Genomic DNA, 24,436 nt, shown 5'->3' with positions numbered 1-24,436 from the left:
TTCCTAAATGTAATTCTTAATCTTTTTTAAGTTCACTTAACCTTCATACTTAAGAATAGGGGCCACCATAGCTGGATTGACCGCCTGACTTGAGATATTGGATGACCGATGGGGGATGGGGGTTAGTTGTGCAAGGGATCAACTCGTGCTCTAGAAAAATCCCAAATCTCAAATCCAAAATCCAAAATCCAAAATCCAAAATCGAATGATCCACCGCCGTCTGCAAGAGAAATTCATTTTATGCCTTGGTCTCGTATCCTGAGTGGAATAGTTGCGATCGCCCTTGCTTTGGGAATGATTATTATGGGCGGATGGTACTTCACCGTCGGCTTTGGAGTCATCGTCTACCTAGGCCAATTGGAATATTTTCAATTAGCCAGGGCTAAAGGTATTGCACCCGCTGCCAAAACTACCTTAGCCGTCAGTCAAGGGCTATTAATTACTGCCGCCCTAGCACCGGAACTCGTAGATGCCATGTTCCCTCTAGCGGGAACCTTAATCTGTTTCTACCTGTTATTCCAACCTAAATTATCGACGATCGCCGATATTGCCTCCTCAGTTTTAGGATTGTTCTACGGCGGTTATTTGCCCAGCTATTGGGTACGGCTGCGAGTCGGCCTCGACCCAGCCAATCTTGCTACAACCCAATTTTCGCAAGCAGTAGCAAGCAATTTGCCCGTTAACATTTACTCGCCGCCGTCTTGGACAACTTCTAGCCATATATCTTTAGGATTGACTTCGCTGCTGCTGGCTTTCTTCTGCATCTGGGCCGCTGACATTGGGGCTTATTTTGTCGGCAAATTCTTCGGGCGCACTAGCCTATCCCACATCAGCCCCAAAAAAACCGTTGAAGGTGCCGTATTTGGAGTTTGCGGCAGCATCGCCGTGGCAGTCGCTGGTTCTTGGTATTTACACTGGCCGGGGTGGCTGTATACTGGGGCTGCTTTTGGTCTGTTGATTGGGGTTGCTAGCCTGTTGGGAGATTTAACTGAGTCGATGATGAAGCGAGACGCCGGCGTTAAGGATTCGGGACAGTTGATCCCCGGTCACGGCGGCATTCTCGATCGCACCGACAGTTATGTTTTTACGGCTCCCTTAGTCTACTATTTTGTCACTTTACTATTGCCCGCGATCGACTCTTTTTTAATTAATCGGTAATTGGGAATTGGGAATTGGCCAAACAGGGCATTGGCCAAACAGGGCATTGGCCAAACAGGGCATTGGGTATTTATTCCCAGGATCTACCGAAGAACCAGGTTAAAGCCAACAGTCAACTAACTAAGGCAAAACTCTAATTCCCCCCCGACAAACAATCTCCCCCGGACTCAACATCAATTCTTCTATCTCAACTTCCGGCCCAAAATCAATGTTAAAACCATTGAAATCACTGCTCTTTAATTCTCCATCCATTTCGATTTCGGGTGATTCAAACATCAATTCGCGACCGCTGGCTATCCGCAAACCAGTCCGCAATACCAAAGGAATTTGCCTACCGCCAGCGCGCAAAATTGTCGCCGAAAGCGTTAACAAACCCCCCTCAATAGCAATCTGCGAATTTTGCAACTTCAGCGACTTTTCCCTATCTGTTAGTGGCAGCAGGGGGAGCAAAAATTCGCTCAAAGCATCAGCCAGCAAAGGCGCTTTCAGCGACGCATTCAAATCCGCTTGGCTGACCCTCAAAACGCCTGTTACGGGAACGGATTCCAGGAGGCGCAGGGGTTGGCCTTTGAGAGCTTGACCGAGGTTGATGCGAATGCCACAGCCCTCTATGGCAACGTCAGTTAGGTGTAGTCCTTTATACACAGCACCGATCGCGGCCGCCGTGACTTTGGGGATCGCACCGCTGAAGATTTGTCGATCGCTCCCCTCAATTTTCACCTTCAAGTCGTCCACCTGCTGAACTTGCGATCGCAGCCACAACTGCACCGCCGGAGACAGCACCGCGCTCGCGATCCGGCTGCCTTGACTCGGCGAAGCTCTCCCCGGTTCCTCGCCCAGATTAACAGTCTCACCAGAGCCAGCAGCGCCATCTCTATTGTCAAATTGAAGAGAGTTTCGATCGACAGTCATAAACAATTTCAGAATATAAACCTTAATATTCAAGCACAGAAATTTAACTAGAACTTGCACCTCCGGCCTCAAAAACCGGGTTTCTGCACAGATATACCGCTGTCAACCTCTGATTTTCCTGAGAAACCGGGTTGATGAACACAAGTCTGATTAACTCCAAAATCAAGCAGAAATCTGGCATCAGCAACGCCAGAAGCAGAAAAATTCTCACCTTTCTCCCCTTGAGATATTTGGATAGTTCACGAGTTGTGCGATCCCGATGAAAAATTCGCGATCGAGCGTATAAATTTAACCAGGAGTACGGGATTTATGGTAGTGTTGGTTTATGGTCGGGTCAGACCCACACCTTTCAAACCAGCCGCAAACCAACGGTGCAAACCTGTGCCTGCCGCGAGTCTTTTCGTCGTAGTTTTTGCACAGCATTCAGGGTAATGCCATCAGGACAATCTGCACCGGGCACAAGGACAATCTGCACTCTTGCCGGACGTCCTGTAATAATTGGTCAGCATTATAATTTATTCCCAACCAGGAATTGAGCATTGCTAGTACGGTTAATCAATTAACCGTGTCGTGTTTCCTCCCCACCGCTGGCTCGTTGGGGATTTCCACACTCCCGTCATGTCTGATGAAAGGCTGCAAAAAATCCTCGCCCAGTGGGGCATTGCCTCTCGCCGTCTTGCAGAACAGATGATTGTAGCTGGACGAGTCCGAGTTAATGGCAATATTGTTCACTTAGGAGAAAAAGCGAATCCCGATCGCGATCTCATCCAAGTCGATGGAGTCCCGGTGAAACCAACGGATAAACCCGCAAAGGTGTATCTGTTGCTCAACAAACCGGCAGGCGTAGTTTCTACTTGCAGCGATCCAAGATCCCGATCGAAAGTTCTCGACTTGCTGCCACCCCAACTGCGTTCGGGTCAAGGCATCCACCCCGTAGGACGCTTAGATGCAGATTCCACCGGCGCCCTCTTGCTCACCAATGATGGTAAGCTGACATTTTGTTTGACCCATCCGCGTCACTCGATCGCCAAAACTTATCAGGTTTGGGTGAGCGGCGATCCCCCGGAACCCATACTACAAACGTGGCGTCAGGGCATCATCTTGTCCGGCCGAAAAACTTTGCCCGCGAAAGTTAAAGTTCTCGATCGCGCGCAAGACCAAACTCTGTTAGAAGTCATTCTATCAGAAGGCAGAAACCGACAGATTCGGCGAACAGCCGAGCTCTTGGGATATCCCGTGGTGCGCCTGCACCGCACAGCCATTGGCCCGATTCAATTGCAGCGGCCCGGTTCGCCAATATTGCCACCAGGCTGCTGCCGACCCCTAGAAGATGCGGAAATTATTTATTTATGGAATCTAGTCAACCTAACATCAATAAGCGTGCCAGTAAATTCCCAGGAGCACAGCATATGACAAAGAATTTATTGTTTTTATTCTTCAAAACCACTAAGCAGAAACTGCACTCCCAAGAGCCAGAACCAGCTCAGAAGAAGCTAGCGGAAATAGGAGCTAAACTCCGTCAGTACCGCGAACAGCAGTCGATTTGTTTGGACAAAGTAGCCGTGGTAACAATGATTCGGCGGAATCTGCTACAAGCAATCGAGGACGGTCAACTCGACCAACTTCCCGAACCCGTCTACACTCAGGGTTTGATCAAGCGCTACGCTGAAGCAATGGGTTTGGACGGAACTCAGTTTGCCGAATTTTTTCCGATCGAACCGCCGCCCCGATCGATAACCAAGCTATCTTGGCAAGATGGGCCTCAGTTGCGGCCGATGCACCTCTACCTCTTTTACACATTTCTAATTATCTGTTCGGTCAATGTCTTATCTCAATTGATGAGCGGTTCTGTTACCGCAAAAAACGGTGCGGGAGCCGAAGAACTAGCGCTTGGGCAGCAAGAACAAGCTCGCACCGCTGCTGAGGCATCAAGAGCCTCACAAAATCAGAAACCGGATAGTTACGAGGCTGTCGAAGCAGTAAGAACCGGTCAAAATTTAAATAAATCTGGCAATAAACCAGTAATGGTTAGCGTCACTTTTAAAGCAGAATCGTGGATGCAGGTTGAAGTCGATGGTAAAACAGAGTTTGAGGGAACTTTGCCGACCGGGACTGTTCGCACCTGGGGGGCTCAAAAGCAATTGGTAGTGGTAGCAGGTAACGCCGGCGGGGTAATGGTTGCTGTTAATAACGGACAAGCCGAACAACTCGGAGAGCCTGGAGTCGCTAAAGAAGTTGTTTTTAAAGCAAGCGAACTTAAGCCTTCAGCACCGCCCCAGAATCAAGGTTGACTGTTAATGGGTAATTGTTAATGGGTAATAGGTAATAGCGGGCAGTCCACAGAGTTTAATTAGAATGTCCGTCTTGATTCACTCATTACCAATTACCAATTACCCATTCTATCAAACCCGGTTGCATCGGAATAGTCAAATCCAGTCAACAGTCAATCGATTTTAGATTTTAGATTTTAGATTTTAGAATTGAAGCATTGACTTGCGCGAGATAAATACGTTCGGCAAGTTTCATGGGATACAGGTTTTTTATTTCTGGACGGATGAATCACGTGGCGGGTATCCTGGATGCTTTCGGTTAACAATCACGGATGGTGCAACCGGAATTGATAGAATTCATCTGCGTTAATCTGTGTTGCATCTGCCTGTATCTGCGGTCAAGAAAAGATAATTTCTGAACCGCCCCGGACAAGGGATTGACGCTGATTCACGCAGATAAAGAGAAGAGAGATAGGAATAATTCCGATGTTAACAGGTTTGATATTACCCATTAACAATTACCAATTACCCCTTCCCGACAATCAATGTTTATTAGGAGCGCGCCCGGAGATGTAAGTCATAGTTTTTAGCCGATCGCCCACTTCCCAATTCACAGCTTCTGGCCGATACCGCCAGCCCCAATTTCCCTCTGGTTTCCCCGGAAAATTCATCCGCGCGTCAGTACCTAAACCCAACAAATCTTGAAACGGCACAATTGCCATATTAGCAACAGAAATCCAACCCATGCGGATTAAAGACCAGTGAATTCCTTGGGGATCGATGCAGCCCAAATAACGCATAACCTCATCTCTTTCGTAGTTTTGCAGTTGATTGAACCAGCCGACAGTCGTGTCGTTGTCGTGGGTACCAGTGTAGACTACGGAGTTGCGATCGTAATTGAAAGGCAAAAAAGGATCGCCCGGACCACCGGCAAAAGCAAACTGCAAAATCTTCATTCCTGGAAACTCGTATCGATCGCGCAAAGCTTCCACTTCTGGAGTAATTACCCCTAAATCCTCAGCGATAATCGGCAAGTTGCCAAACTTCTTATTAATTAGATCCAACAAAGCTGTTCCCGGCGCTTTAATCCACTCTCCCTCGATCGCAGTTTCTTGTCCGCGCTTCACCGCCCAGTAAGCGTCAAATCCTCGAAAGTGGTCGATCCGAGTCACATCTACATAAGAGAAAATCGCTTCAAAACGCTGCACCCACCACTCAAAATTAGTTGCTTGCAACTTCTCCCAATTGTATACGGGGTTGCCCCACAATTGACCTGTATTGCTGAAGTAATCAGGGGGAACTCCCGCCATTAAAGCTGGTTCTCCGCTGGCTTCATCCAAGCAAAATATTTCGCGATGAGACCATACATCGGCGCTATCGTGAGCTACATAAATCGGAATATCGCCAATAATTTTAATGTCCCGCATATTAGCATAGCGTTTCAACTCCGTCCACTGGCGAAAAAACTCAAACTGGACGTATTTGTAGTAATAAATCTCAGCATTTAGCTGCTGGCGCCACTTCTCTAGCGACTCTGGCTCTCTACGGGCAATTTCTGGTTCCCAATTGTTCCAGCTAACACCGCCAAAGCGATCTTTTAGTGCCATAAATAAGGCGTAATCTTCCAGCCAATTCTCTTTGCTTTCGCAAAAACCTGAGAATTCTTTTTGCTGGATCTGGGATGCTTTGGCTTTGAAGTTTTCGCAAGCTTTTTTGAGCAAAGGCACTTTCAGGGCGATCGCTCGATCGAAGTCTACATAATCCAGCGGAAATTCTGGTAAATTAGCGAAGTCTTCATCTGCGAGCAATTGCTGGTCCCGCAGCAGTTCTGGGTTGATCAGCAGCGGATTTCCCGCCATTGCTGAATAGCACGAATAAGGAGAATTGCCGTATCCTGTCGGGCCCAGCGGCAATAGCTGCCAGTATAGCTGGTCGCTCTCTACTAAAAAGTCAATAAAGCGATATGCTTCCATTCCCAAGTCCCCAATGCCAAATCGACTGGGAAAGGATGTGGGGTGGAGTAATATGCCGCTCGATCGGGGAAAAAGCATAATCTATCTAAAGATATAGGAATTTAACATTGACAATTTGACCGATATTCCCTACCAGTTAAACTTCGTAGTTTTTAGGGGGATTGTTAGGGCAAATACTTTTGTGATTGTCTCATATTTTCTGCGATCGCGTGCTGACCCCATATTTTTATAACTCTACTCATAAATCCTCAGTAGAGTTCAACACATCAAAATCCGAACTTACACGATCGCCCTACTTTCACAGCTAGGTTTTTTTACCCAGGCTCGTTTGCTGCAACAAAGTATGTTGCTTGAGCCTAGCCGGTTTCTGCCTAACCTTTAAACTTAACTTTTTTTGGGTTTTGCCCCATCTCTCTGCAGTCGTAAATTGCCCACAAAAAATCAGCCATCACTTAAGCAGAGCCCATGCACAAATCAGCCGGCTGTTTTGTATCTTTAAAAACAGCCGGCTGCGAAATTACTGGTGATAATGCTTAGTTCATGCTTGCTTGTTCAACAATTTCTGCACTTGTTTGAGAGCTATAGCGCCGACGTTGTAAGCCGCCCAGCCGCCCGCCAACAATACGGGCATCAATACTATTAGTATGCGGAAGTCAAAATCCATGAGTTCTCCTCCTAAAGTTTTTTAACAAATTCTCATAATCTATTTGTATCTCATTTTGTCGCCATTCTCCTGACTCTCTAAGCAAATATTCGGGATACGCAGGAGGACATCGCTCCCCAAGAATTGAGAGCGAAAGCGAAACTCCTGGGCGGATCTCGGCATTCGCTGCACCAATTATCCCACAATCTGTTTGGCAATCCCTTCCACAACCTTAGTTAGAGGGTCGTTAGGGAAGTGCAGCGCAAACACCCCCTTGCTGGCGAGCAGCATCATCTGGTCGCTGTGGGGCAGTACCCCTGCCACTGGGATGTCGTAAATACTCTCTACTTGCTGCTTCAAATCCTCGAAATCCAGCGATTCTGGGGCTTTGTTAATCGTCATCAAAATCTTGGGAACTTCTAATTTGCGGGCCACATCTACCGTGACAGCCGTTCCCTGAAAATCTTGCTGATCCGGACGCAGAATCAGCAGCAGGATGTCGGAAATGGTGATGCTGAGGAGGGTTTCTTCGTTGAGCCCCGGGTGCGTGTCTATAAATAGGTAGTCTAAGTTCAAAACCTCGATCAGTTCTTGAAAGCCGTCGGTAAGCAGTCCCACGTCGTAGCCTTCCCGCAAAACTCGCGCTATCTCGCCTGCTTTAATGCTCGAAGGAATCAGGTAGAGGCTGCCGTTACTGGCTAATTTTGGCAGCAGGGAACTCACATTGTAGGCCGTATCCGCGATCGGACATCGGCCCCACAGGTAATCGTTCAAGCAGCGATCCATATTGCTCTCGCTGAAACCGAACAGCACGTGAATCCCCGGTGATTGAATGTCTGTGTCCACAATGGCGACCCGATTTCCGCCGCGAGCGATAATAGATGCCAGGTTTGCTGTCGTGTTCGATTTGCCAGTTCCGCCCCGGTAAGAGTGGACAGAGATGATTTTGGACATGATCTGCGTATGAGGGTAAGAAACGGGGAGAACCCATTATGATGCAATTCTCGATGATACAGTCGAGTTGTCGGTCATTCTTCCTTGTCCCCCAAATCCTCCTTGTCTGCTAAACTATCAATTTTTTCATCTTTTATCATCTTTTGGCCGCCCCTGCGCTGCCGCATCTGTTTGGCTTTGGTTTGCAAATCGCTGAACTCGTCATCAGGTTTAGTTTCGGCTGAACTAGCACGACAACCGGTATCTATCGGGACACCCGTTTGAGAGCCGCTTTCCGATTCACTCACGGCGGCCCGCTGCTGATGCTGTTTGGCTTTTTCCTGCAACTGAGCTAAGTAATCGTCTGTCTGACTTTCGACCTTGGGAAGCTCTGGGGTAATGGCAATTATTTCTTGGGGTTCGGAAAGTTTTTTTTCAGAGGTTTCTTGTTTGCCAATCCTCAGTTTATCTTTCTTTTGCTGCAATTCTTTAAAGAAATCAGATTCTGTGATTTCTGCGACTTGCTGTTCTTTTTTGGCTTGGTCTATTTCGATTTTGAAGACTTGTTTTACTCGATCGCTAATTGCTTTCCCGTATCCGGCTTTATTAAATCTCTCTGCTGATACAATGCTACCGCCAGTTACGATTAATGCTAAGGCTGGCGCTGCCACAGGCACCCACCCTCCCAACAGAAAAATCCCAAAGCCGATCGCGCAGCACCCGGACAGCAGTGCTCCAAATGTCACCGTCAACTTCGCTGGGTGAGCCATCCGGGATGCCAAGGTTCCTCCCACAATTGACCATGCCGAAATCCACATGATTTCTGCCCATTCCGGCCAAAACCAAAACATCGGTCTGTTGTCTAAAACTGCACTCAGAATTTGGCTGACTACTTGTGCGTGTGCCACGATCCCCGGCATGAATTGGTTTTTTTGCTGTCGCCCACTGTAAGGAGTATAAAATAAATCTTTAACGGTTTCTGTGGTGTAACCGATGAGAACTATTTTATCTTTAACTAAATTCGGGTCAACTTTCCCTTCTAAAACATCGGTAATTCTGACTTGGTTTGCGACTGGCCGCCGGGAACGATAGTTAATTAATATTTGATATCCCCTGACATCGGCATTTTTGTATCCTCCGTCATTGCTTGCTAGTTGTTTTAATTGAGTTTCTCCCAGCCATAAAGATTGATCTGGTGCCAGTTTGGGATAGATTTTTTGCCCTTGCAGGTAGCGGAGTGCTAGCTGGAGGTTGAAGGAATATAAAACTTGAGAATTGTCATTGCAAAGATGTTTTTGGGCAGAAGAGTTGCCCTCAATTTTCGGCGGTTTCATAAATAATAAAGCTCTGCGGAGTATGCCACCGGGATCGACTCCGAAATCTGCAAATCCCACCCGGTTTTGTGGCAGCCCCGGCGCAGGCGGAGAACCGGGATTGTCCGGGCTTCCGTCGGTGACTAAACATACCCCGATCGTTCGATCGCTTTTTTGTAAAAATTTAGTCAATTCCTCGCGCCCGTCTCCTAAAGGTACGTCTCGCAGTACATCTAAACCGATGACTGCCGGCTGCATTTTTTCCAGTTTTTGTAAGATTTCAGCTATTTTGCGATCGGATATTGGCCACTGATTCAGTTTCTGAATGTCTGCTTCGGTAATCCCCACAACTAGCAAACGCGAGTCTGGCTGTTCATCGGGACGCCACCTCACCATTTGGTCGTAAGCGCTTAATTCTACTGGTTCGAGTATTCCTAGCTGTCTGGCTCCCATCAAGGATAATGTTACTGCCGCGCTGGCAATTAATACAGACTTAGCCAAGAAGAGTGATGGTTTATACCTTTGACTCACTTGAGCCACTGCCGATCGAATTTTGTTAGATATTTTACTCATTATCCCAGCATAAAAGTTTGACTCGTTTCTGGAACAGCAGTTGTTTCACATTCCCCACCTGCCGGAGACTTCCTCCATCTTAGAACACTCGGAAACTCCGACCGCTTTGTTACAAAAATTTACCTTACGTAGCGACCAACTGTATCCAATGATACTTGCGACCTAGGCAACCGGATTTTTCCGACAGAGAATCCACTTGCCGCTCGAATTAATTAATGTTATTGATGATATGTCAAGGTATAAATTGTGTATCTGCGCCCTCGACTAGCATCTCAAAAATATTTATGGCCATCAGCGAATGCCTGTGTTTGCAATTATAGTGAAAGGTACAACAAAATGAAATGTTTTCTACATCGGGCTACACTTGCCGTCGCCGTATCTGCGATCGCAGCTACCCTACCCAGTTCACTTGCACCGATGCGCGCACAATCCCAGCCGCTTCTGCTGAGTCAAAATGTTAATTTCAAGCCTCCCGATGTAACAGCCCCCGCCAACCGACAAGGAGGAACACATCGCGGCAACAAGCTTTGTCCAGCGGGTTTATCTATTACTCCTTTAGTACCTCCAACTAATATCGGTTTAACCCTAACGGATTCTCCCACAATTTTTGTCTATGTTCCTCAAACCTCTGCAAAAATAGAGTTTACTGTGCTCAACGACAAGGAAGAGGAAGTCGTCTACGAAAAAACATTTAAACTAGACAAATCTGGGATTGTTGGAGTTACTATTCCTGCTACCGTGGACAACAACAAATCCCTTGAAGTTGGTAAGCGATACGTGTGGTCATTTTCGCTAGTTTGCGACCCCGAAGACCGATCTGCGGATTTAGTTGTTAAAGGGTTCGTGCAGCGAATTGAACCGCAGGCAAATCTCAAGAGCGAGTTGGCAAATCCCGACCCCATGACTAGGCTCAACGTTTATGCTCAAAATGGGATTTGGTACGAAACTATCGCTACTTTAGCCCAAATGCGGCGCCAGACACCGGGGGATGTGAAGCTGACAGCCAAGTGGACGCAATTATTGCAGTCCCAAGGACTGGAATCAGTTGCAGCTCAACCACTGGTTGCGCCTCTTTAAATCTCGCTATTTCTTGAAGTTTTGTCGATCGGCCGATGGCGATGTGAAAATTGACCACGAATTTCTTCATGTGGTACCCGCCACGTGATTTATCCGTGGAATGAATCCAAAATCCAAAATCGAAAATCCTCAAGAAAGAGCATTTATCCGTAGGGTCGCCTCTAAAATCTAAAATCTAAAATCTAAAATCGATTGACAAATTTACTCGATCGCGCCCGGAGCTAAAACTCCGGGTTAACATTAGAGATGTACTCTATAAATATTTCTACAAGTTGGTGGAAAAATGAAACGTTTTATAAATTTTACTGCACTGGTGATGACTGTATTGGCGATCGCCGTTACTCTCCCCAGTTTGCTGACACCGATGCAGGCTGGACCCGCACCAATCCTGCTGAGTCAGAATGTTAATTTCACACCTCCCGATGTAACAGCCCCCGACAACCGGCAAGGCGGGACGCATCGAGGCTGTCAGTTGCGGGAAGGTTTATCCATTACTCCCTTAATACCTAAAAGCAATATTGGTTTAACGCTAACAGAGTCGCCAACATTTTTTGTATATGTTTCTCAACCAGCGGCTCAAGTAGAGTTTATTTTGCTAAACGAAGATGAATCCGAAGTAGTTTACGAAACTACTTTAAAAAATGACAAAGCCGGAATTGTTGGAGTTAGCCTTTCTGAGAAAGACAAGACAAAAAATATTGAGGTTGGTAAGCGATATGTGTGGTCGTTTGCACTAGCCTGCGATCCTCTGGAGCGTTCTGGAGATTATATTGTTAAAGGATGGATGCAGCGAATTGAACCCCCGGCAAATCTCAAGAACGATTTGGCAAATCCCGACCCTATGGCTAAGGTGATTGCTTATGCTAGAAATGGGATTTGGTACGAGACTCTTGCTACTCTAGCCGAAATGCGGCGCCTCGCACCCAATGATTCGCGGCTGACGACCGAGTGGACGCAATTGTTGCAGTCCCAAGGACTAGAATCGATCGCAGATCAACCGCTAGTTCAGTCTTTTTAATAACGACTCTTGACCAATCATTGCTGAGTGTTTGCATAGTCAATTCTTCAATTATTCAATCCAGTGACCGAAAGCAGCCAGGGTACAAGCCCCCGTTCTTATCCTGGTACAACCCAAAAATACTATCCGATAACCAGTCCCCGGATTCATCAGTGATATCGCTTTCTTCAATTCTCCAATTCTTCAATTCTTCAATCCAAAATCCAAAATCTAAAATCTAAAATCGATTGATGGCTAATAACTTTCCGACAATTCTAGCTCTTGATTTTGACGGTGTGATTTGTGACGGACTAATCGAATATTTCCAAACCGCTTGGCGTACCTACTGTCAAATCTGGAAACCAGTCGAAACAGTGCCCGATCCAGATTTAGCTTTGAGTTTTTACCGAGTGCGGCCCGCCATCGAAACCGGTTGGGAAATGCCACTGCTAATCCGCGCACTGCTGACAGGAATTTCTCCAGAGCAAATTTTGCTAGAGTGGCCCAATATAGTACCGTATTTGTTGACCGAAAATAATTTAAAAGCGCAATCTGTCGGTGCTATGTTAGACGGATTGCGCGATAATTGGATTGCTGAGGATTTATCTGGGTGGCTGTCTTTGCACCGCTTTTATCCAGGGGTTGCCGATCGCTTGCATTCGTTGCAAGGGAGTTCTGTGAAAGTGGCGATCGTCACTACAAAGGAAGGCCGTTTTGTGCGGGAACTTTTGCAGCTAGCAGGCGTACAAATGCCGCAGGAGTTAATTTTTGGTAAGGAATACAACAAGCCGAAACACCAAATTTTGCGGGAATTTTTGGCTGCGTCTGGCAAAGATTCGACTATTTGGTTTGTGGAAGACAGGTTAAAAACTTTGCTGTCGGTGAAGCAGCAGCCGGATTTATCTCAGGTGAGGTTATTTTTGGCTGATTGGGGTTACAATACTTTGCCAGAACGGGAATCTGTGGCTCAAAATCCACCAGTTCAATTGCTTTCTCTGTCGCAGTTTGCCGGAGATTTTGCCGATTGGCTGCCGATCGACTGTTGATGTTAGATTTGTTCACAGTGGTGATTTTTTTCGCTTTTCAGATTTTAAAAAAAATCACAAAAATTTACATTTTTTTGGTTGACTTTTGCGGCGTAGACATGGTATTTTAATATAATGGGATGGTGGCAAAAATATTATTTTTGCCACCATCCCATTATAAGATAAATATAACAGAAATTTCTCAAAAAAGCAAGCCGATCGACAAAAAAAAAAGGTTTTTTTTTAGACTATTGCAGGTACTCTTGACCTCAAAAACCTGGTTTTTTTACTATTTCTGGGGGCGCGCACGCACGAAGTGTTTTAGTTAATTAAACCGCGTCTATCACAAAAAAACCAGATTCGGAACCAAAAAATTGAAAAGTGTTTTGATAATTTATCAGCTTGAAAGCTTTCTAATATTGAGACTTAAAACCCATGCTCGATTTAACTAAAGCAGCCAAGGCAATGCAGGGAATGAGCCAACATTTGAATGTGGAAGCGGCTGCCGCTCGCCAACGTTTGGAAGTGGCTCAGAATTTGCTGGTAAAGGCTGCAGCGGAACAGGAAAAATTGGTGGAATTGCAAGAGAATTGGCGCGATCGCACTTTATTCAATGCTGCCACGCCGATCGAGCCCTTAGACGATCGCACCTACATCACCGCACCCCCCGCCTCTCACACAGTCTTTGCCACAGACGGATCGCAAATTTCCCCCAACCATCACGAAATAGCCTACTGCTACCTGCTAAACGTCGGCACAGTCATGCTACACTACGGCCAAAGTCGCCACCCAGTTTTAGACAGCGTACCCGAGGTTTTCTACAAACCCGAAGACTTGTACGGTTCGCGACAGTGGGGAATTAGAACCGAAGAATGGATGGGATATCGGCGAGCAGTTTCCGAAGCAATTGCCTTAGCAGAAATGGGCTGCAATTGGGCAAAAGTTAACGACAATAAATTGCCCGCGCCAGCTTTAGCAATGGTAGACGGTTCCCTGATTTATTGGTTTTTGGAACAGTTACCCACCGAAGCGCGCGATCAAATTTTGCTGCCAATTTTAGAATCTTGGGACAAGTTGCGTTTAGCAGGAATTCCGCTGTTAGGATACTTAAGCGCTTCTCGCAGCAGCGAAAGTTTATCTTTTTTGCGGTTTGAAGCTTGCACCCACGAAGTACCAGACTGCATGACAAATTGCCCGAACGTCGGATTTGCCGCCACAATTTCTTTCGCCGACAAAGCACCTTGTCAAGAATTTGAACCCTTGCGGGATGCCATATTGTGGGCAACAATCCTGTCACCGGGACAAAGAAGCCCTTTGTGGAAATCCCAAGCTCGAATTTTAGATTTGTACGGCATTAATTCCGTCTATTTCTGTTACGTTCACGTTGGCACAGAAATTGCTAGAATAGAAGTGCCGGAATGGGTAGCACAAGATACAGCACAGCTAGATTTAGCATTAGGAATGATGCTGGCTCAAGTACATAAAGGCGGCGGGTATCCGGTGACGCTAGCAGAAGCTCACAATCAAGCGGTAGTCACGGGGGGCGATCGAACTCGCTTTTTCGCTTTGTTAGAGCAGCAAATGATTAAAGCCGGCTTAAAAAATGTCGGAATTTCTTATAAGGAAACACGGAAGCGCGGCAGTATTGCTTAAAGTAATAAGTACAGTCCTGGCCGCAGAAAGCGGGTTTTTTACGGAAATACTGAAATTGAGCTTTTAACACAGAGAAAAAACCCGCTTTCTTTGGTATTGATACGTAATTTATGTAGAGTTAAAATAGAGTTAAAAATGTTATATGCCAATAGAAATAATTATCTTAATTGCTTCCTTACTTGTATCTTGGCTAGTCTTTAATTGGGCTTTTAAAGTATTGAAAGCCAGCATCGGGACAGCGATTGGTTTAGCAGCAATTGTGCTGGCGATGCAGTTATTGTTTGGCATCGGCCCAAACCAGCTTTTCCAACATATAATTCACTTGCCGGAAACCCTGGGGAAAATAATTTCAGGCAAGTGAGCCGATTTTAGATTTTAGATTTTAGATTTTAGATTCTTTTAGATACCCGACTTCTTCAAGAAGTCGGGTATCTGGGTATTCGGATAATTTTCCCTCTTATCGATAATTCATCCGTGTATCCGTGTCAAAATCCGTGTCGTGCCCTCCTTCATATACTCACATCTTGCACCATTCTCAAGAACAGGCTTTTCGGCCTGTTCCACAAAGAGTGAATTGTCTTGTGGAACAGGCCGAAAAGCCTGTTCATAAAAAGCTTATTGAGAAGGGTGCAACATCTCAGTATATTAACTTCCCAGCATTTGCAACTTGTACAAACTGGCATACAACCCTTCTAGCTGCAACAACTCTTCGTGGCTGCCCGACTCTACTAACTGCCCGCGTTTGAGCACTAAAATACGATCGACATTTCGGATAGTCGAGAGCCTGTGGGCAATAATTATCGCCGTTCTGTCAGCCATCAAACGCTCTAGAGCTTCTTGAATTAAAGCTTCCGTCCCCACATCCAAACTAGCAGTTGCCTCGTCTAGAACTAAAATACTGGGATTGCGAATAGCCGCGCGAGCAAAGGCTAATAATTGCTTTTGTCCCCCCGAAAGATTGGTTCCCCGTTCCCGCAATTGCGTATCATAACCTTGAGGCAACTGTTCGATTAAACGGGCAACATTTGTCTTTTCTGCTGCTGCTTGAATTTCCTCAATCGAGTAACTTTCTCCCAGGCTGATATTGCTCTTCACGTCACCAGCAAATAGGAAGCCATCTTGGATAATCACGCCTATGTGCCTGCGTAACTCTGCTTGAGGCAAATCCCGAATATCCACATGATTAACCAGAATCCGTCCTCGGCTAGGTTCGTAAAGGCGGCACAGGAGACGGATAATCGAACTTTTGCCCGCACCGGTGGGGCCAACTAATGCTACTTTTTCGCCGGATTTGATGGTGAAATTGAGATTTTGCAAGACATATTCGTCTTGTTTGTAAGCAAACCACACGTTGTCAAATTGGATTTCTCCCGATTCTGAATTATGCCATTTGGCATTTTCTCCTCCCCTAAGCTTCGGGGGGTTGGGATTGTTAGGCACTAAACGATATTCGGAACTTGCTGGATTTTGATGATTATCTGGCAATTCTCGATCGAACGGAGACAAGTTGTAAGCCGTTGACTCTGGATGTCCAGTTATCAACAACGGTGAATAACCTGCCCTTCTTCCTTCTTCCCTCTTCCCTCTGGCTTCAAACATCCGTGTATCCGTGTCAAAATCCGTGTTGTGCCCTTCCTTCTTCCCGCTAGTTGGATCTTTAATTTCGATCGGTTCGTTGAGAATATCGCTAATCCGTTCGACAGCGGTAAATCCTGCTTGAATTGCAGTGAATTTCTCAGCAAATTGCCGCAGCGGATCGAAGAGACGCTGAGCAAATAAAATGAATGCTGAGAGAGTACCGAAGTTAAGATTACCCGCTAAAACCCTTTGGCCGCCCATCCACAAAACGGCTGCAATCGCCACTAACGCAATCCATTCTAATGTCGCAGATACGGCTGAGTCGTAAAATATAGTTTTGTCAACTGCTTTAATGTACCGTTTATTGGTGACACGAAACAATTGTGAATTGAACCTTTCGCGGCGGAATAGCTGCACTACGCCAATACCAGTCAAGTTTTCTTGCAGTTGGGCGTTGAGTTCGGAAAGTTCTTCTCTGGTATTGTAATTGGCTATGCGATATTGGTACTGGAAATAAACTATGACAGCGGTAATTGGTATCATCATCAGCACCAACATTAAAGCTAGTTGCCACTGCATGGTAAACATGAAAATAGCAATTACTAAAATTGAAAATAAATCGCTGACAATGCCGATCGCCCCTGAAGAAAAAACCTCTCCCAAAGCTTCTACATCGCTGGTGAGGCGAGTCATCAATTTGCCTACAGGAGTGCGATCGAAAAATCTCACTGCTAGCGATGTGACGTGGGCGAACAAATCATTTCTAATATCTGTAGTAATTATTTGCCCTACTTTCGTGACTAAATACCCTTGAAGTGATTGCAGTGCTAATCTAAGTGTTATAGTTAGCATGAGCAAAATAGCCAAAATATTCAATGCACCAGATAAAGGCACTCCCCGCAAGAATTCGTAGGTAGGTTCCGAGCGAATTACCGAAATTGCCTGTCCGATGAGAATGGGTTGAATTGCTCCTGAGACTGCTAGCGGTACTAATAGTGCGATCGAAATAATCAGCAAGCGTTTGCTGCGGGTTGCGTAAGATGCCAACCTCATGAATAACCGCCAGTCTGTTTCCTGGCCGGATTTGTTTTTGGTGTCTGCTACTGGTGAGGAAAGAGTCATCCGATTTTAGATTTTAGATTTTAGATTTTAGATTGCAGAAGCTATTATGCTGCTAAATTCGGCGGCTTTTTGTGAGGATATCGAGCTTTTTTTTCGCTGCGCGGCTTGTAGGGCCCGCGGGCGAGATCAGTTCGCTCAGCTTTGAGCAAAAAAGCTGTACAATATATCCAACTAATAATTGTAGCAAATAGAGTCAGTCAAATTAGGAAATATTGTGCAGATCCAGCAAATTATCAAACCTGACAGCGCTCAGTCACCCATATTTATTACAATTGCGGATATCCGCTACTTGCCACTTTATGCCTTTAGACATAGAGTTGACCACTGGTTTTAGTTACTGTGTCAAATGCTGGGTTTTCAAAATGCAGTTCACTGCATTGAAGAAATTGATTTTACATTTCACCGTCGTCCCAATGAAAGTGTATTAGCCTTTTTGGGTATAACTTATGCAAGAAATAGAGACAGCCCGATTGTATCTGAGACAATTTACGCCAGACGACTTAGATGAGCTGTACCGCATCTACAGTGATGCAGAAATAATGAAATACTTGAGAGGAGTTAAAACTATAGAAGAAACAGAAATCGCCATTCATACTATGCTCAAACGTTGGGCAGAAAACAACTTCGGAATGTGGGCTTTAGTACATAAAATAGACCATAAAATGATTGGTCGCTGCGGACTGGCTTTTCTGGATCAGACACCGGAAGTTGAGCTGGGCTATGCGCTAGACAAACTTTATTGGAATCAAGGATTGGCGACTGAAGCATCTTTTGCTAGTCTCAACTATGGATTTAAAATATTAAAGTTGGAGAGAATAGTTGCGATCGCCCGCCCAGAAAATATCGCCTCCCAGCGGGTAATACAGAAAGTTGGCATGAAATATGAAAAAAATGCTCGTTATTACGAAACTGATGTACTATATTATTCTATATCGCGAGAAAGTTACCAGGCAAAAGTAGTTTTGTAAGGCGTGCGTTGCACACCTTACTGCATTTAAATTACTCACATTGCAATTTGTCATTATTTCCTGCTGACAACTACGAAGTCCTTTGCAACTGCTTGTTAACTTTTTGAATTTTCTTAGCAAAATACTCTTGTCTGTGTCCCAATTTTTTAGCCACGTCCAACCCTTTTTGATAGGATTCCAAAGCTTTATCGTAAGCCTTCATCTCCTGATAAACTTGACCGATATTGTCATAAGTGTTCATCAATCCGTAGAAATTGTAAGCCCGCTCTTCTAACAGCAACTGCATTTGATAAATCCGCAAAGTCGGCTCCCACTGCTTTTGCGATCGATAAAGTAATGCTAATTTATCTAAAGCTTCGCTAGCTTGGGCATACTGTTGAATGGGGACGGCTAAATTGTAGGCTTCCTGATAGTATTGAGCTGCTAAGTTGATTTGACCTATGGTTTGGTAATCACTGGCGATCGCAATTTTGAGCGGTGGTATAGCGCTGGGAGTTTGTAAGTTAAGATACACTGAGGCTAGTTTTTCCCTTGCTGCGATCGCCTTTAGGGGTTGTTTCGACTGCTGGTAAACATAGGCCAACTGTCTCAGAGTATCTACCTCAGTTGGAGGAGTTACAGGCTGTGGCGGTGCGCCGTTTCCCGCAACAACAGCAGAAGTTTGCACAGCAGAATTAGCAGCAAATAAATCGCGGTTTTCCTGAATTAAAGTTGCCAATTCCTCATACACGGGAGCAGCTTTATCGTAACTCAACCAATTAATGTGAATTAGCCCGATCGCCTTTAAAATCTGACCTTGGGCCAATATATCTTGGTTTTGGCGCGCATTTTCGAGAATTTCTTGGTAAACTTCTACAGTCGGCCCTTTAGCGCGCACCTGCTGAAAAGCCGCAGCGAAGGCGGGTAGCAACTCAGTATTAAGTGGTACTTGGGATTTGACTTCTTTTTGAATTGCTTGCAACCGTTTGGTAATAAGCTGTAGTTCGAGGTTTTTACCATTACTCCAAGCAACACTTCCCACCCGACTCAAAGCAGCAATTTCCGCCGCCGGGCCCAGATACCTCCGCAGCCGCAATTCTCGGAACCAAATTTCAAAAGCACCCGCGCCGTCTCCAGCTTGCAGTTTAGTCGCTGCTTCTAAGTTTAACTCTTCCAAAGCCGCTGTCAGTTCGTCCCGCTGAGTGCTGCTCAAAGATTCGTTAGCAGGAGCTAGGGGATCGGGTGTGGTAATTTCTAGAGGATTAGGAGAAAATTGATCGAGGGCTGGTGGATTAGTTTGGGCGCTAGCAATAGAACCAGCACACAGCCACAAGAAAAGCAAGCACCCAATTGGTACAGAACTTCTCATTCTTAAAATTTGGTTGCCGCGATTCGGCATCTTTTCTGGAAACATCAAGTTTTGCATATCTACAAAACGGTATAAATTATGTCACAAAGATGGCACAAAAGCAAACAGTTCAACAAGAGCAACAAAATAAATGTCACCGCACTGAGCAATTATTGGGATTTAAAGACGCTGGGCGATCCTCTTCGTTGGCGTAGCCCCCGTAGGGGCGGGCTTCGCCAACGCATTTTACGCTTATTTAGTCTAGCCCTAATTCTCTTAACTGTTTGCACAGCTTGCGCCCCCCCTCCCGCAGTTGCAAAAGACCGCTCTTTTCCAGAATTGTCCCTAGAATTTTTGGGCGAGTACGAATTGCCAAAAATGAATTTTGAAGGAGTACCCGTCGGCGGTTTGTCAGGAATTACCTACGATCCCAAAGGTATTAGCGAAGTCACTTCCAAAGCTTATCGCTTTTACGCTCTTTCCGACGACCCCAGCGAAAACGGAGAAGCGAGATTTTACAGTCTCCGACTCGACCTCACATCAAGTGACCCAGCAAATATTCGCCTGAAAAAAGTTACCGTTGACGGCGTTACCTCCCTCAAAAAATCAGACGGTGAAACCTTCTCTTGGGGTTCCATAAATCCCGAAGGCATCGCCCTTTCTCCCCGCAATTCAATATTTGTCGCCAGCGAAGGCGTTACTCATGTGGGCATCCCTCCTTTTCTCGGAGAATTTGACCTCAAAACCGGGCAAATGCGGGGAAATTTGCCGATACCAAAGCGCTATATTCCCGATGCCAGCGATGAAAAACAGCAGCAAGGAGTGGTGGACAATTTAGGTTTTGAATCTTTAACTATCGACCCAGAAACCTTTAGTCCAGGCGGTCTAGACCCGTTTCGTTTGTTCGCAGCTACGGAAGCCCCGTTAATGCAAGATTTAGACCCAGAACAGGCAAGCAAACTTCGTCTTTTACATTATATCATCGTCGATAAAACGCCGCAATTAGTCTCAGAAAATCTTTACACACTAGACCAGGTTCCCATGACTATTTTGAACGGTTTAACAGAATTAGTGACAATCGGTGGCGGTCAGATTCTGAGTTTAGAACGTTCTTTTGGCCTGTCGGGATACAGCGCTAGGATTTATCAAGTAGCGGTTGGGGCGGCTACAGATACTTCGAGAATCCAGAGTTTCAAAGGACGAGTGGCCGTCGAACCTGTTAAGAAAAAGTTGCTCCTAGACTTAAGCCAACTCGGAATTCCGCTGTACAATTTAGAGGGGATGACCCTCGGCCCGCGCTTGCCAGATGGCAGCCAGAGTTTAGTTTTGGTCAGCGATGACAATTTTGATGAAGCGCAGAAAACTCAGTTTATCTTGTTGAGTTTGAAGGGCAAAGGTTAAGTCAGAAGGGCGGGCTAGAAGCCCACCCCACCCCACAATAAAATTTATTCTTTGTGGAACAGGCATCTTGCCTGTTGATGAAAACCGTACAAAAAAATTCACTCTTTGTGGAACAGGCATCTTGCCTGTTCATAAAAAATTTAAATTACATTTATCCAACTATAAAATACCCTAATTATGCCAACTCGTAATACTTTGCACTTACCAGACATTGAACTTTCCTACCTAGAATGGCAGCCAGACACAGGGAAAGAAAAATCTCCCCGTTTGCTGCTGTTACACGGTTTAGCAGATAGTGCGTGTGTCTGGACTAACTTGGGCAATTACTTGTCCAACCGCTATCATATTGTAGCGCCAGATATGCGCGGTCACGGAGAGAGTAGCAAACCGAAAACAGGCTATACTTTTGAAAGTGCGATCGCAGATTTAGAAGCTTTGATGGCACATCTCAACTGGCCAGACGCCCACATTTTAGGACATTCTTGGACGGGAAAACTAGCACCGATTTGGGCGAGGCAAAATCCCGATCGCTTTTGCAGTATGATTTTAGTAGACCCCATCTTCATCACCAAAATGCCCGCCGCGATGAAACTCACCCTGCCAATTGTTTACCGAAAATTAGACTGTCTCAAATGTGTGGGCCCGTTTGCGACTTTATCCCAAGCAGAAGCAGCGGCAAAACAATCGGGAGAATTCGCAGATTGGAGTGATGTGCAGCAAATGGTATTCCAACAGCAAATCGAACCAAAATCCGACGGAAATTGGGGCAGTAAATTTGCGATTACAGCCAGAAATCAGATATTTACAGAAGTGATGAAAGTTGCCGGTTTAACTGAAAATATTGAGATCCCAACTTTGTTTGTACAGCCGGAAAAAGGCGTAAATCGCATGGCTTGGCAAATGCAGCCATACAAGAGATACTTGAAAAATCTTACTGTTGCAAAAGTACCGGGGAATCACTGGTCTTTTTTGACTCAACCGGAAACTTTTAATCAAACTGTGGCAGATTTTTTAGAGGGCACAAGACAGTGAATGTAGAAATTATCGCACATCGGGGATTTTCGGCGATCGCCCCCGAAAATACTTTAGCAGCTTTTGAACTGGCGATCGCCCGTGGAGCTCATTCGATCGAATTTGACATCCAGCTATCCGCCGACAACGTACCAGTGATTTTTCACGACGCCACATTAGATAGAATCACTGGAGTTTCTGGCAAAGTTAGGGAAACAACCCTGTCTCAATTGCAGACACTTAATGCGGGAAAATGGTTTAGCGATGAATTTTCACAACAAAAAATTCCTACCTTAAAAGAATCATTAGCTATCCTCAAAAATGTTGACAAATTTCTTTACTTTGATGTCAAGCCGCACTGCGAGTGGTCGGATGCAGATGTCGCGGATTTTGTCAAGACTTTGAAGGGCGAAGAAATCCAACACAAATGCGTTATTACCTCCTTTAACGATGGATTTCTGGAACAAGTGCGGCGGCTATCTGGCGATTTGGCGATCGGACACATTGTTGCTAATCTAGAAGCATACAAAACTCAATTTGCTCAAGCTGTGGCGCATCAGGATAATTTGATTAGCAGCCAGTACCGCGTGTTGCTGGAAAACCCCGCACTAATTCCAGAAAGCCGGAGTCAGGGAGTTGACATTGTAGCCTGGACGGTGGACGATCGAGCGGATATGCAAAAGTTAATTGATTTGGGTATAACGCGGATAGTCACTAATTGTTTGATATAATTTGTTTAACTTGATATCTTGCACCATTATCAAGAACGGGCTCTCCGGCACGTTCCACAAAACTCAATTATATAGATGAATTACTTTCGCAAAAGCATCCACGAAATGTCTGGCTATGTGCCGGGAGAACAGCCACCGCTAGGCACAAAAATTATTAAATTAAATTCTAATGAAAATCCCTATCCGCCTTCTCCCAAAGCCTTAAAAGTGCTTGAGGAAATAGACGGAGAAATGCTGCGGCGCTATCCAGATCCAACGGGCAAAAGTTTCCGCATTGCTGCTAGTAAAGTTTTAGGAGTACCTGACGATTGGATTGCGGTAGGTAACGGCAGCGATGATTTATTAAACTTGATAGTTCGCGCTGTCGGCGAATCTGGGAAACAGATTGTTTGTCCCGCGCCTACCTATGTATTGTACCGCACTTTGGCAGAAATTCAAGAGGCAGAATTTGTCGAAGTTCCTTATCCCGACGACTACAAGTTACCAGTCGATTTATTAATAGCAGCCAGAGGGGCAGTAACCTTTGTAGCTTCGCCAAACAGCCCATCGGGAACAGCCCTATCTGTGGCAGATTTGGAGAAACTAGCTAAAGAGTTATCGGGCATTCTTGTCATCGACGAAGCTTATGTAGATTTCGCCGAAGAAAATGCTTTGAACTTGACAGAAACGTACAGTAATGTTATAGTTTTGAGAACGCTTTCAAAAGGTTATTCCCTCGCAGGATTGAGGCTGGGTTTGGCCATAGCAAATCCGGCGCTGCTGGCTGAATTAAATAAAATTAAAGACAGCTATAATGTAGATGTTTTAGCCTATGCAGTGGGGGCAGCGGCGATCGCAGATCAAGACCACAAAATAGCCAACGCCGAAAAAATTAAGGCTTCCAGAGCAAAACTAGCCGTTAGCTTCCAGGAATTAGGCTTTGAAGTTTGGCCCTCGCAAACCAACTTTTTGTTAGTTAGGCCACCAAACGGCGATGCAGAAAGAATTTATCAAACACTCAAAGTACGGGGAATATTGATTCGATACTTCAATCAGCCCCGATTAGAAGACAAATTGCGGATTAGTGTAGGTACGGAGGAACAGAATCAAATCTTAGTTAAAACTTTGAAAGAAATCCTATAAAGAGCGATCGCACTAAAATTAGTTTGTAGTGAGGAATGCCAGTCCTCAAAATTTTATGATACAGCACTTTCCAGGTAAGTGAAGTACAGAGAAACCGGGTTTCTTGAATAAAACCGGTTTCTGGCGAGAAATCCAGAAGAAACCCGGTTTCTGGGGTGTACTTTATAAACCTGGAATCCGCTGTATGAGGACTGGCATTCCTCACTACAAACAGCTTGATTACGGATAATTATTAGGATTGTCCGTCGCCAACCCTGCCGAACGAGCAATATCCAGCAATCTGTTATCCGCAGAAACAAAAATTAGTTGAGTTTCTGGTATGGATGTTAAAATATATTGAACGCGCAAAGCAGCCGCCAATTGCACAGCATCATAAGCCCGCAGTGGATGTTGCATCACCAATTCGGTGGCTGTTTCTATCAAAGTTTGATCGACATCTATGACTCGGTATTCATTTTCAAAATCCTCCCTAACTTTTTGCACAATTAAATCAAAACGCTCCGCAGACAAACTTCTATCCCGCAGACGGCGTGCAAAAGCGCTGTGTACCTCCACCCAAGTAATCTGGCTAATAAGTAGGTAGGCGTAAAAAAACCAAATCATGTTAAGATAAGTAAACACTCAAGATTTGATTTACAAAATCAACAAA

21 protein-coding genes are annotated in these 24,436 nt (G+C 45.4%); 13 read left to right on the top strand and 8 right to left on the bottom strand.

Annotated elements, in window-relative coordinates; translation table 11 throughout:
• Positions 1-240 precede the first annotated feature (240 nt).
• The gene (locus tag QUA88_RS14910) at positions 241-1,158 is read left to right on the top strand and encodes a phosphatidate cytidylyltransferase (protein WP_333232025.1); all 918 of its coding nucleotides are present in this window, start codon (positions 241-243) and stop codon (positions 1,156-1,158) included.
• Between the two features lie 120 nt (positions 1,159-1,278).
• Here QUA88_RS14910 and QUA88_RS14905 read toward each other — a convergent pair whose 3' ends face one another.
• The gene (locus QUA88_RS14905; RefSeq protein ID WP_333272389.1) at positions 1,279-2,070 is read right to left on the bottom strand and encodes a DUF2993 domain-containing protein; all 792 of its coding nucleotides are present in this window, start codon (positions 2,068-2,070) and stop codon (positions 1,279-1,281) included.
• Between the two features lie 618 nt (positions 2,071-2,688).
• On the opposite strand from QUA88_RS14905, the gene QUA88_RS14900 reads away from it, so the two are divergent.
• Together QUA88_RS14900 and QUA88_RS14895 are read left to right on the top strand one after the other, a co-directional pair.
• Complete coding sequence (locus QUA88_RS14900) at positions 2,689-3,483, top strand: pseudouridine synthase (protein ID WP_333053147.1); 795 nt, start codon at positions 2,689-2,691, stop codon at positions 3,481-3,483.
• Complete coding sequence (locus QUA88_RS14895; RefSeq protein ID WP_333053039.1) at positions 3,480-4,361, top strand: RodZ domain-containing protein; 882 nt, start codon at positions 3,480-3,482, stop codon at positions 4,359-4,361. The genes QUA88_RS14900 and QUA88_RS14895 overlap by 4 nt, the downstream gene beginning before the upstream one ends.
• Before the next feature lie 521 nt (positions 4,362-4,882).
• Here QUA88_RS14895 and malQ read toward each other — a convergent pair.
• From malQ to QUA88_RS14875, 4 genes are all read right to left on the bottom strand, one after another.
• A complete protein-coding gene (malQ, locus tag QUA88_RS14890) occupies positions 4,883-6,391 on the bottom strand; it encodes a 4-alpha-glucanotransferase (protein WP_333053038.1) in 1,509 nt (502 codons plus the stop codon).
• 460 nt (positions 6,392-6,851) lie between these two features.
• On the bottom strand, positions 6,852-6,977 hold the full coding sequence (locus QUA88_RS14885) for a photosystem II protein Y (RefSeq protein WP_333053037.1): 126 nt from the start codon (positions 6,975-6,977) through the stop codon (positions 6,852-6,854).
• A 174-nt stretch (positions 6,978-7,151) separates the two neighbouring features.
• A complete protein-coding gene (locus QUA88_RS14880; protein ID WP_333053036.1) occupies positions 7,152-7,910 on the bottom strand; it encodes a MinD/ParA family protein in 759 nt (252 codons plus the stop codon).
• 74 nt (positions 7,911-7,984) lie between these two features.
• Complete coding sequence (locus tag QUA88_RS14875; protein WP_333232029.1) at positions 7,985-9,775, bottom strand: CHASE2 domain-containing protein; 1,791 nt, start codon at positions 9,773-9,775, stop codon at positions 7,985-7,987.
• Between the two features lie 336 nt (positions 9,776-10,111).
• Here QUA88_RS14875 and QUA88_RS14870 point away from each other — a divergent pair, with 336 nt between their 5' ends.
• The 5 genes from QUA88_RS14870 (at position 10,112) to QUA88_RS14850 (ending at position 14,888) form a co-directional block, all read left to right on the top strand.
• On the top strand, positions 10,112-10,852 hold the full coding sequence (locus tag QUA88_RS14870; RefSeq protein WP_333053034.1) for a DUF928 domain-containing protein: 741 nt from the start codon (positions 10,112-10,114) through the stop codon (positions 10,850-10,852).
• Between the two features lie 283 nt (positions 10,853-11,135).
• Positions 11,136-11,870, top strand: a complete 735-nt coding sequence (locus QUA88_RS14865; RefSeq protein WP_333260147.1) for a DUF928 domain-containing protein — start codon at positions 11,136-11,138, stop codon at positions 11,868-11,870.
• Between the two features lie 230 nt (positions 11,871-12,100).
• Positions 12,101-12,895: an HAD hydrolase-like protein gene (locus QUA88_RS14860; protein WP_333053032.1), complete on the top strand. Its 795-nt coding sequence runs from the start codon at positions 12,101-12,103 to the stop codon at positions 12,893-12,895.
• Between the two features lie 414 nt (positions 12,896-13,309).
• Entirely contained in the window at positions 13,310-14,527 is a 1,218-nt protein-coding gene (locus QUA88_RS14855; RefSeq protein ID WP_333053031.1) for a DNA double-strand break repair nuclease NurA, read from the top strand.
• Positions 14,528-14,669: 142 nt separating this feature from the next.
• Positions 14,670-14,888, top strand: a complete 219-nt coding sequence (locus tag QUA88_RS14850; RefSeq protein ID WP_333053030.1) for a hypothetical protein — start codon at positions 14,670-14,672, stop codon at positions 14,886-14,888.
• A 284-nt stretch (positions 14,889-15,172) separates the two neighbouring features.
• Here the strand turns inward: QUA88_RS14850 and QUA88_RS14845 are convergent, their stop codons facing one another.
• Positions 15,173-17,227 carry an ABC transporter ATP-binding protein gene (locus QUA88_RS14845; RefSeq protein WP_333272384.1) on the bottom strand — a complete coding sequence of 685 codons (2,055 nt, stop codon included), beginning with the start codon at positions 17,225-17,227 and terminating at the stop codon, positions 15,173-15,175.
• A 446-nt stretch (positions 17,228-17,673) separates the two neighbouring features.
• Between QUA88_RS14845 and QUA88_RS14840 the strand changes: the two genes are divergently transcribed.
• Positions 17,674-18,195 (top strand): GNAT family N-acetyltransferase, encoded by a 522-nt coding sequence (locus QUA88_RS14840; RefSeq protein WP_333053027.1) that lies wholly within the window; start codon positions 17,674-17,676, stop codon positions 18,193-18,195.
• A 70-nt stretch (positions 18,196-18,265) separates the two neighbouring features.
• Here QUA88_RS14840 and QUA88_RS14835 read toward each other — a convergent pair whose 3' ends face one another.
• Entirely contained in the window at positions 18,266-19,600 is a 1,335-nt protein-coding gene (locus tag QUA88_RS14835; RefSeq protein ID WP_333209725.1) for a tetratricopeptide repeat protein, read from the bottom strand.
• A 21-nt stretch (positions 19,601-19,621) separates the two neighbouring features.
• Between QUA88_RS14835 and QUA88_RS14830 the strand changes: the two genes are divergently transcribed.
• From QUA88_RS14830 to hisC, 4 genes are all read left to right on the top strand, one after another.
• Entirely contained in the window at positions 19,622-20,923 is a 1,302-nt protein-coding gene (locus QUA88_RS14830; protein WP_333053023.1) for an esterase-like activity of phytase family protein, read from the top strand.
• Between the two features lie 177 nt (positions 20,924-21,100).
• Entirely contained in the window at positions 21,101-21,955 is an 855-nt protein-coding gene (locus QUA88_RS14825; RefSeq protein WP_333053021.1) for an alpha/beta hydrolase, read from the top strand.
• Positions 21,952-22,665: a glycerophosphodiester phosphodiesterase family protein gene (locus QUA88_RS14820; protein WP_333260132.1), complete on the top strand. Its 714-nt coding sequence runs from the start codon at positions 21,952-21,954 to the stop codon at positions 22,663-22,665. Before QUA88_RS14825 ends, QUA88_RS14820 begins: the two co-directional genes overlap by 4 nt.
• Before the next feature lie 75 nt (positions 22,666-22,740).
• Complete coding sequence (gene hisC, locus QUA88_RS14815) at positions 22,741-23,787, top strand: histidinol-phosphate transaminase (RefSeq protein WP_333209728.1); 1,047 nt, start codon at positions 22,741-22,743, stop codon at positions 23,785-23,787.
• A gap of 219 nt (positions 23,788-24,006) precedes the next feature.
• On the opposite strand, the gene QUA88_RS14810 is transcribed toward hisC, so the two are convergent.
• Positions 24,007-24,390, bottom strand: a complete 384-nt coding sequence (locus QUA88_RS14810; RefSeq protein ID WP_333272377.1) for a type II toxin-antitoxin system VapC family toxin — start codon at positions 24,388-24,390, stop codon at positions 24,007-24,009.
• Positions 24,391-24,436 lie beyond the last annotated feature (46 nt).

It is taken from the genome of Microcoleus sp. D3_18_C2, assembly GCF_036702395.1.
Lineage (GTDB): Bacteria > Cyanobacteriota > Cyanobacteriia > Cyanobacteriales > Microcoleaceae > Microcoleus.
This window is presented reverse-complemented; position numbering and strand designations above follow the sequence as displayed.

Excerpts from the sequence above, each read along its gene's own strand:
- QUA88_RS14910 (WP_333232025.1), top strand. The coding sequence starts at position 241 with ATGCCTTGGTCTCGTATCCTGAGTGGAATAGTTGCGATCGCCCTTGCT.
- QUA88_RS14905 (WP_333272389.1), bottom strand. The coding sequence starts at position 2,070 with ATGACTGTCGATCGAAACTCTCTTCAATTTGACAATAGAGATGGCGCT.
- QUA88_RS14900 (WP_333053147.1), top strand. The coding sequence starts at position 2,689 with ATGTCTGATGAAAGGCTGCAAAAAATCCTCGCCCAGTGGGGCATTGCC.
- QUA88_RS14895 (WP_333053039.1), top strand. The coding sequence starts at position 3,480 with ATGACAAAGAATTTATTGTTTTTATTCTTCAAAACCACTAAGCAGAAA.
- malQ (WP_333053038.1), bottom strand. The coding sequence starts at position 6,391 with ATGCTTTTTCCCCGATCGAGCGGCATATTACTCCACCCCACATCCTTT.
- QUA88_RS14885 (WP_333053037.1), bottom strand. The coding sequence starts at position 6,977 with ATGGATTTTGACTTCCGCATACTAATAGTATTGATGCCCGTATTGTTG.
- QUA88_RS14880 (WP_333053036.1), bottom strand. The coding sequence starts at position 7,910 with ATGTCCAAAATCATCTCTGTCCACTCTTACCGGGGCGGAACTGGCAAA.
- QUA88_RS14875 (WP_333232029.1), bottom strand. The coding sequence starts at position 9,775 with ATGAGTAAAATATCTAACAAAATTCGATCGGCAGTGGCTCAAGTGAGT.
- QUA88_RS14870 (WP_333053034.1), top strand. The coding sequence starts at position 10,112 with ATGAAATGTTTTCTACATCGGGCTACACTTGCCGTCGCCGTATCTGCG.
- QUA88_RS14865 (WP_333260147.1), top strand. The coding sequence starts at position 11,136 with ATGAAACGTTTTATAAATTTTACTGCACTGGTGATGACTGTATTGGCG.
- QUA88_RS14860 (WP_333053032.1), top strand. The coding sequence starts at position 12,101 with ATGGCTAATAACTTTCCGACAATTCTAGCTCTTGATTTTGACGGTGTG.
- QUA88_RS14855 (WP_333053031.1), top strand. The coding sequence starts at position 13,310 with ATGCTCGATTTAACTAAAGCAGCCAAGGCAATGCAGGGAATGAGCCAA.
- QUA88_RS14850 (WP_333053030.1), top strand. The coding sequence starts at position 14,670 with ATGCCAATAGAAATAATTATCTTAATTGCTTCCTTACTTGTATCTTGG.
- QUA88_RS14845 (WP_333272384.1), bottom strand. The coding sequence starts at position 17,227 with ATGACTCTTTCCTCACCAGTAGCAGACACCAAAAACAAATCCGGCCAG.
- QUA88_RS14840 (WP_333053027.1), top strand. The coding sequence starts at position 17,674 with ATGCAAGAAATAGAGACAGCCCGATTGTATCTGAGACAATTTACGCCA.
- QUA88_RS14835 (WP_333209725.1), bottom strand. The coding sequence starts at position 19,600 with ATGCAAAACTTGATGTTTCCAGAAAAGATGCCGAATCGCGGCAACCAA.
- QUA88_RS14830 (WP_333053023.1), top strand. The coding sequence starts at position 19,622 with ATGTCACAAAGATGGCACAAAAGCAAACAGTTCAACAAGAGCAACAAA.
- QUA88_RS14825 (WP_333053021.1), top strand. The coding sequence starts at position 21,101 with ATGCCAACTCGTAATACTTTGCACTTACCAGACATTGAACTTTCCTAC.
- hisC (WP_333209728.1), top strand. The coding sequence starts at position 22,741 with ATGAATTACTTTCGCAAAAGCATCCACGAAATGTCTGGCTATGTGCCG.
- QUA88_RS14810 (WP_333272377.1), bottom strand. The coding sequence starts at position 24,390 with ATGATTTGGTTTTTTTACGCCTACCTACTTATTAGCCAGATTACTTGG.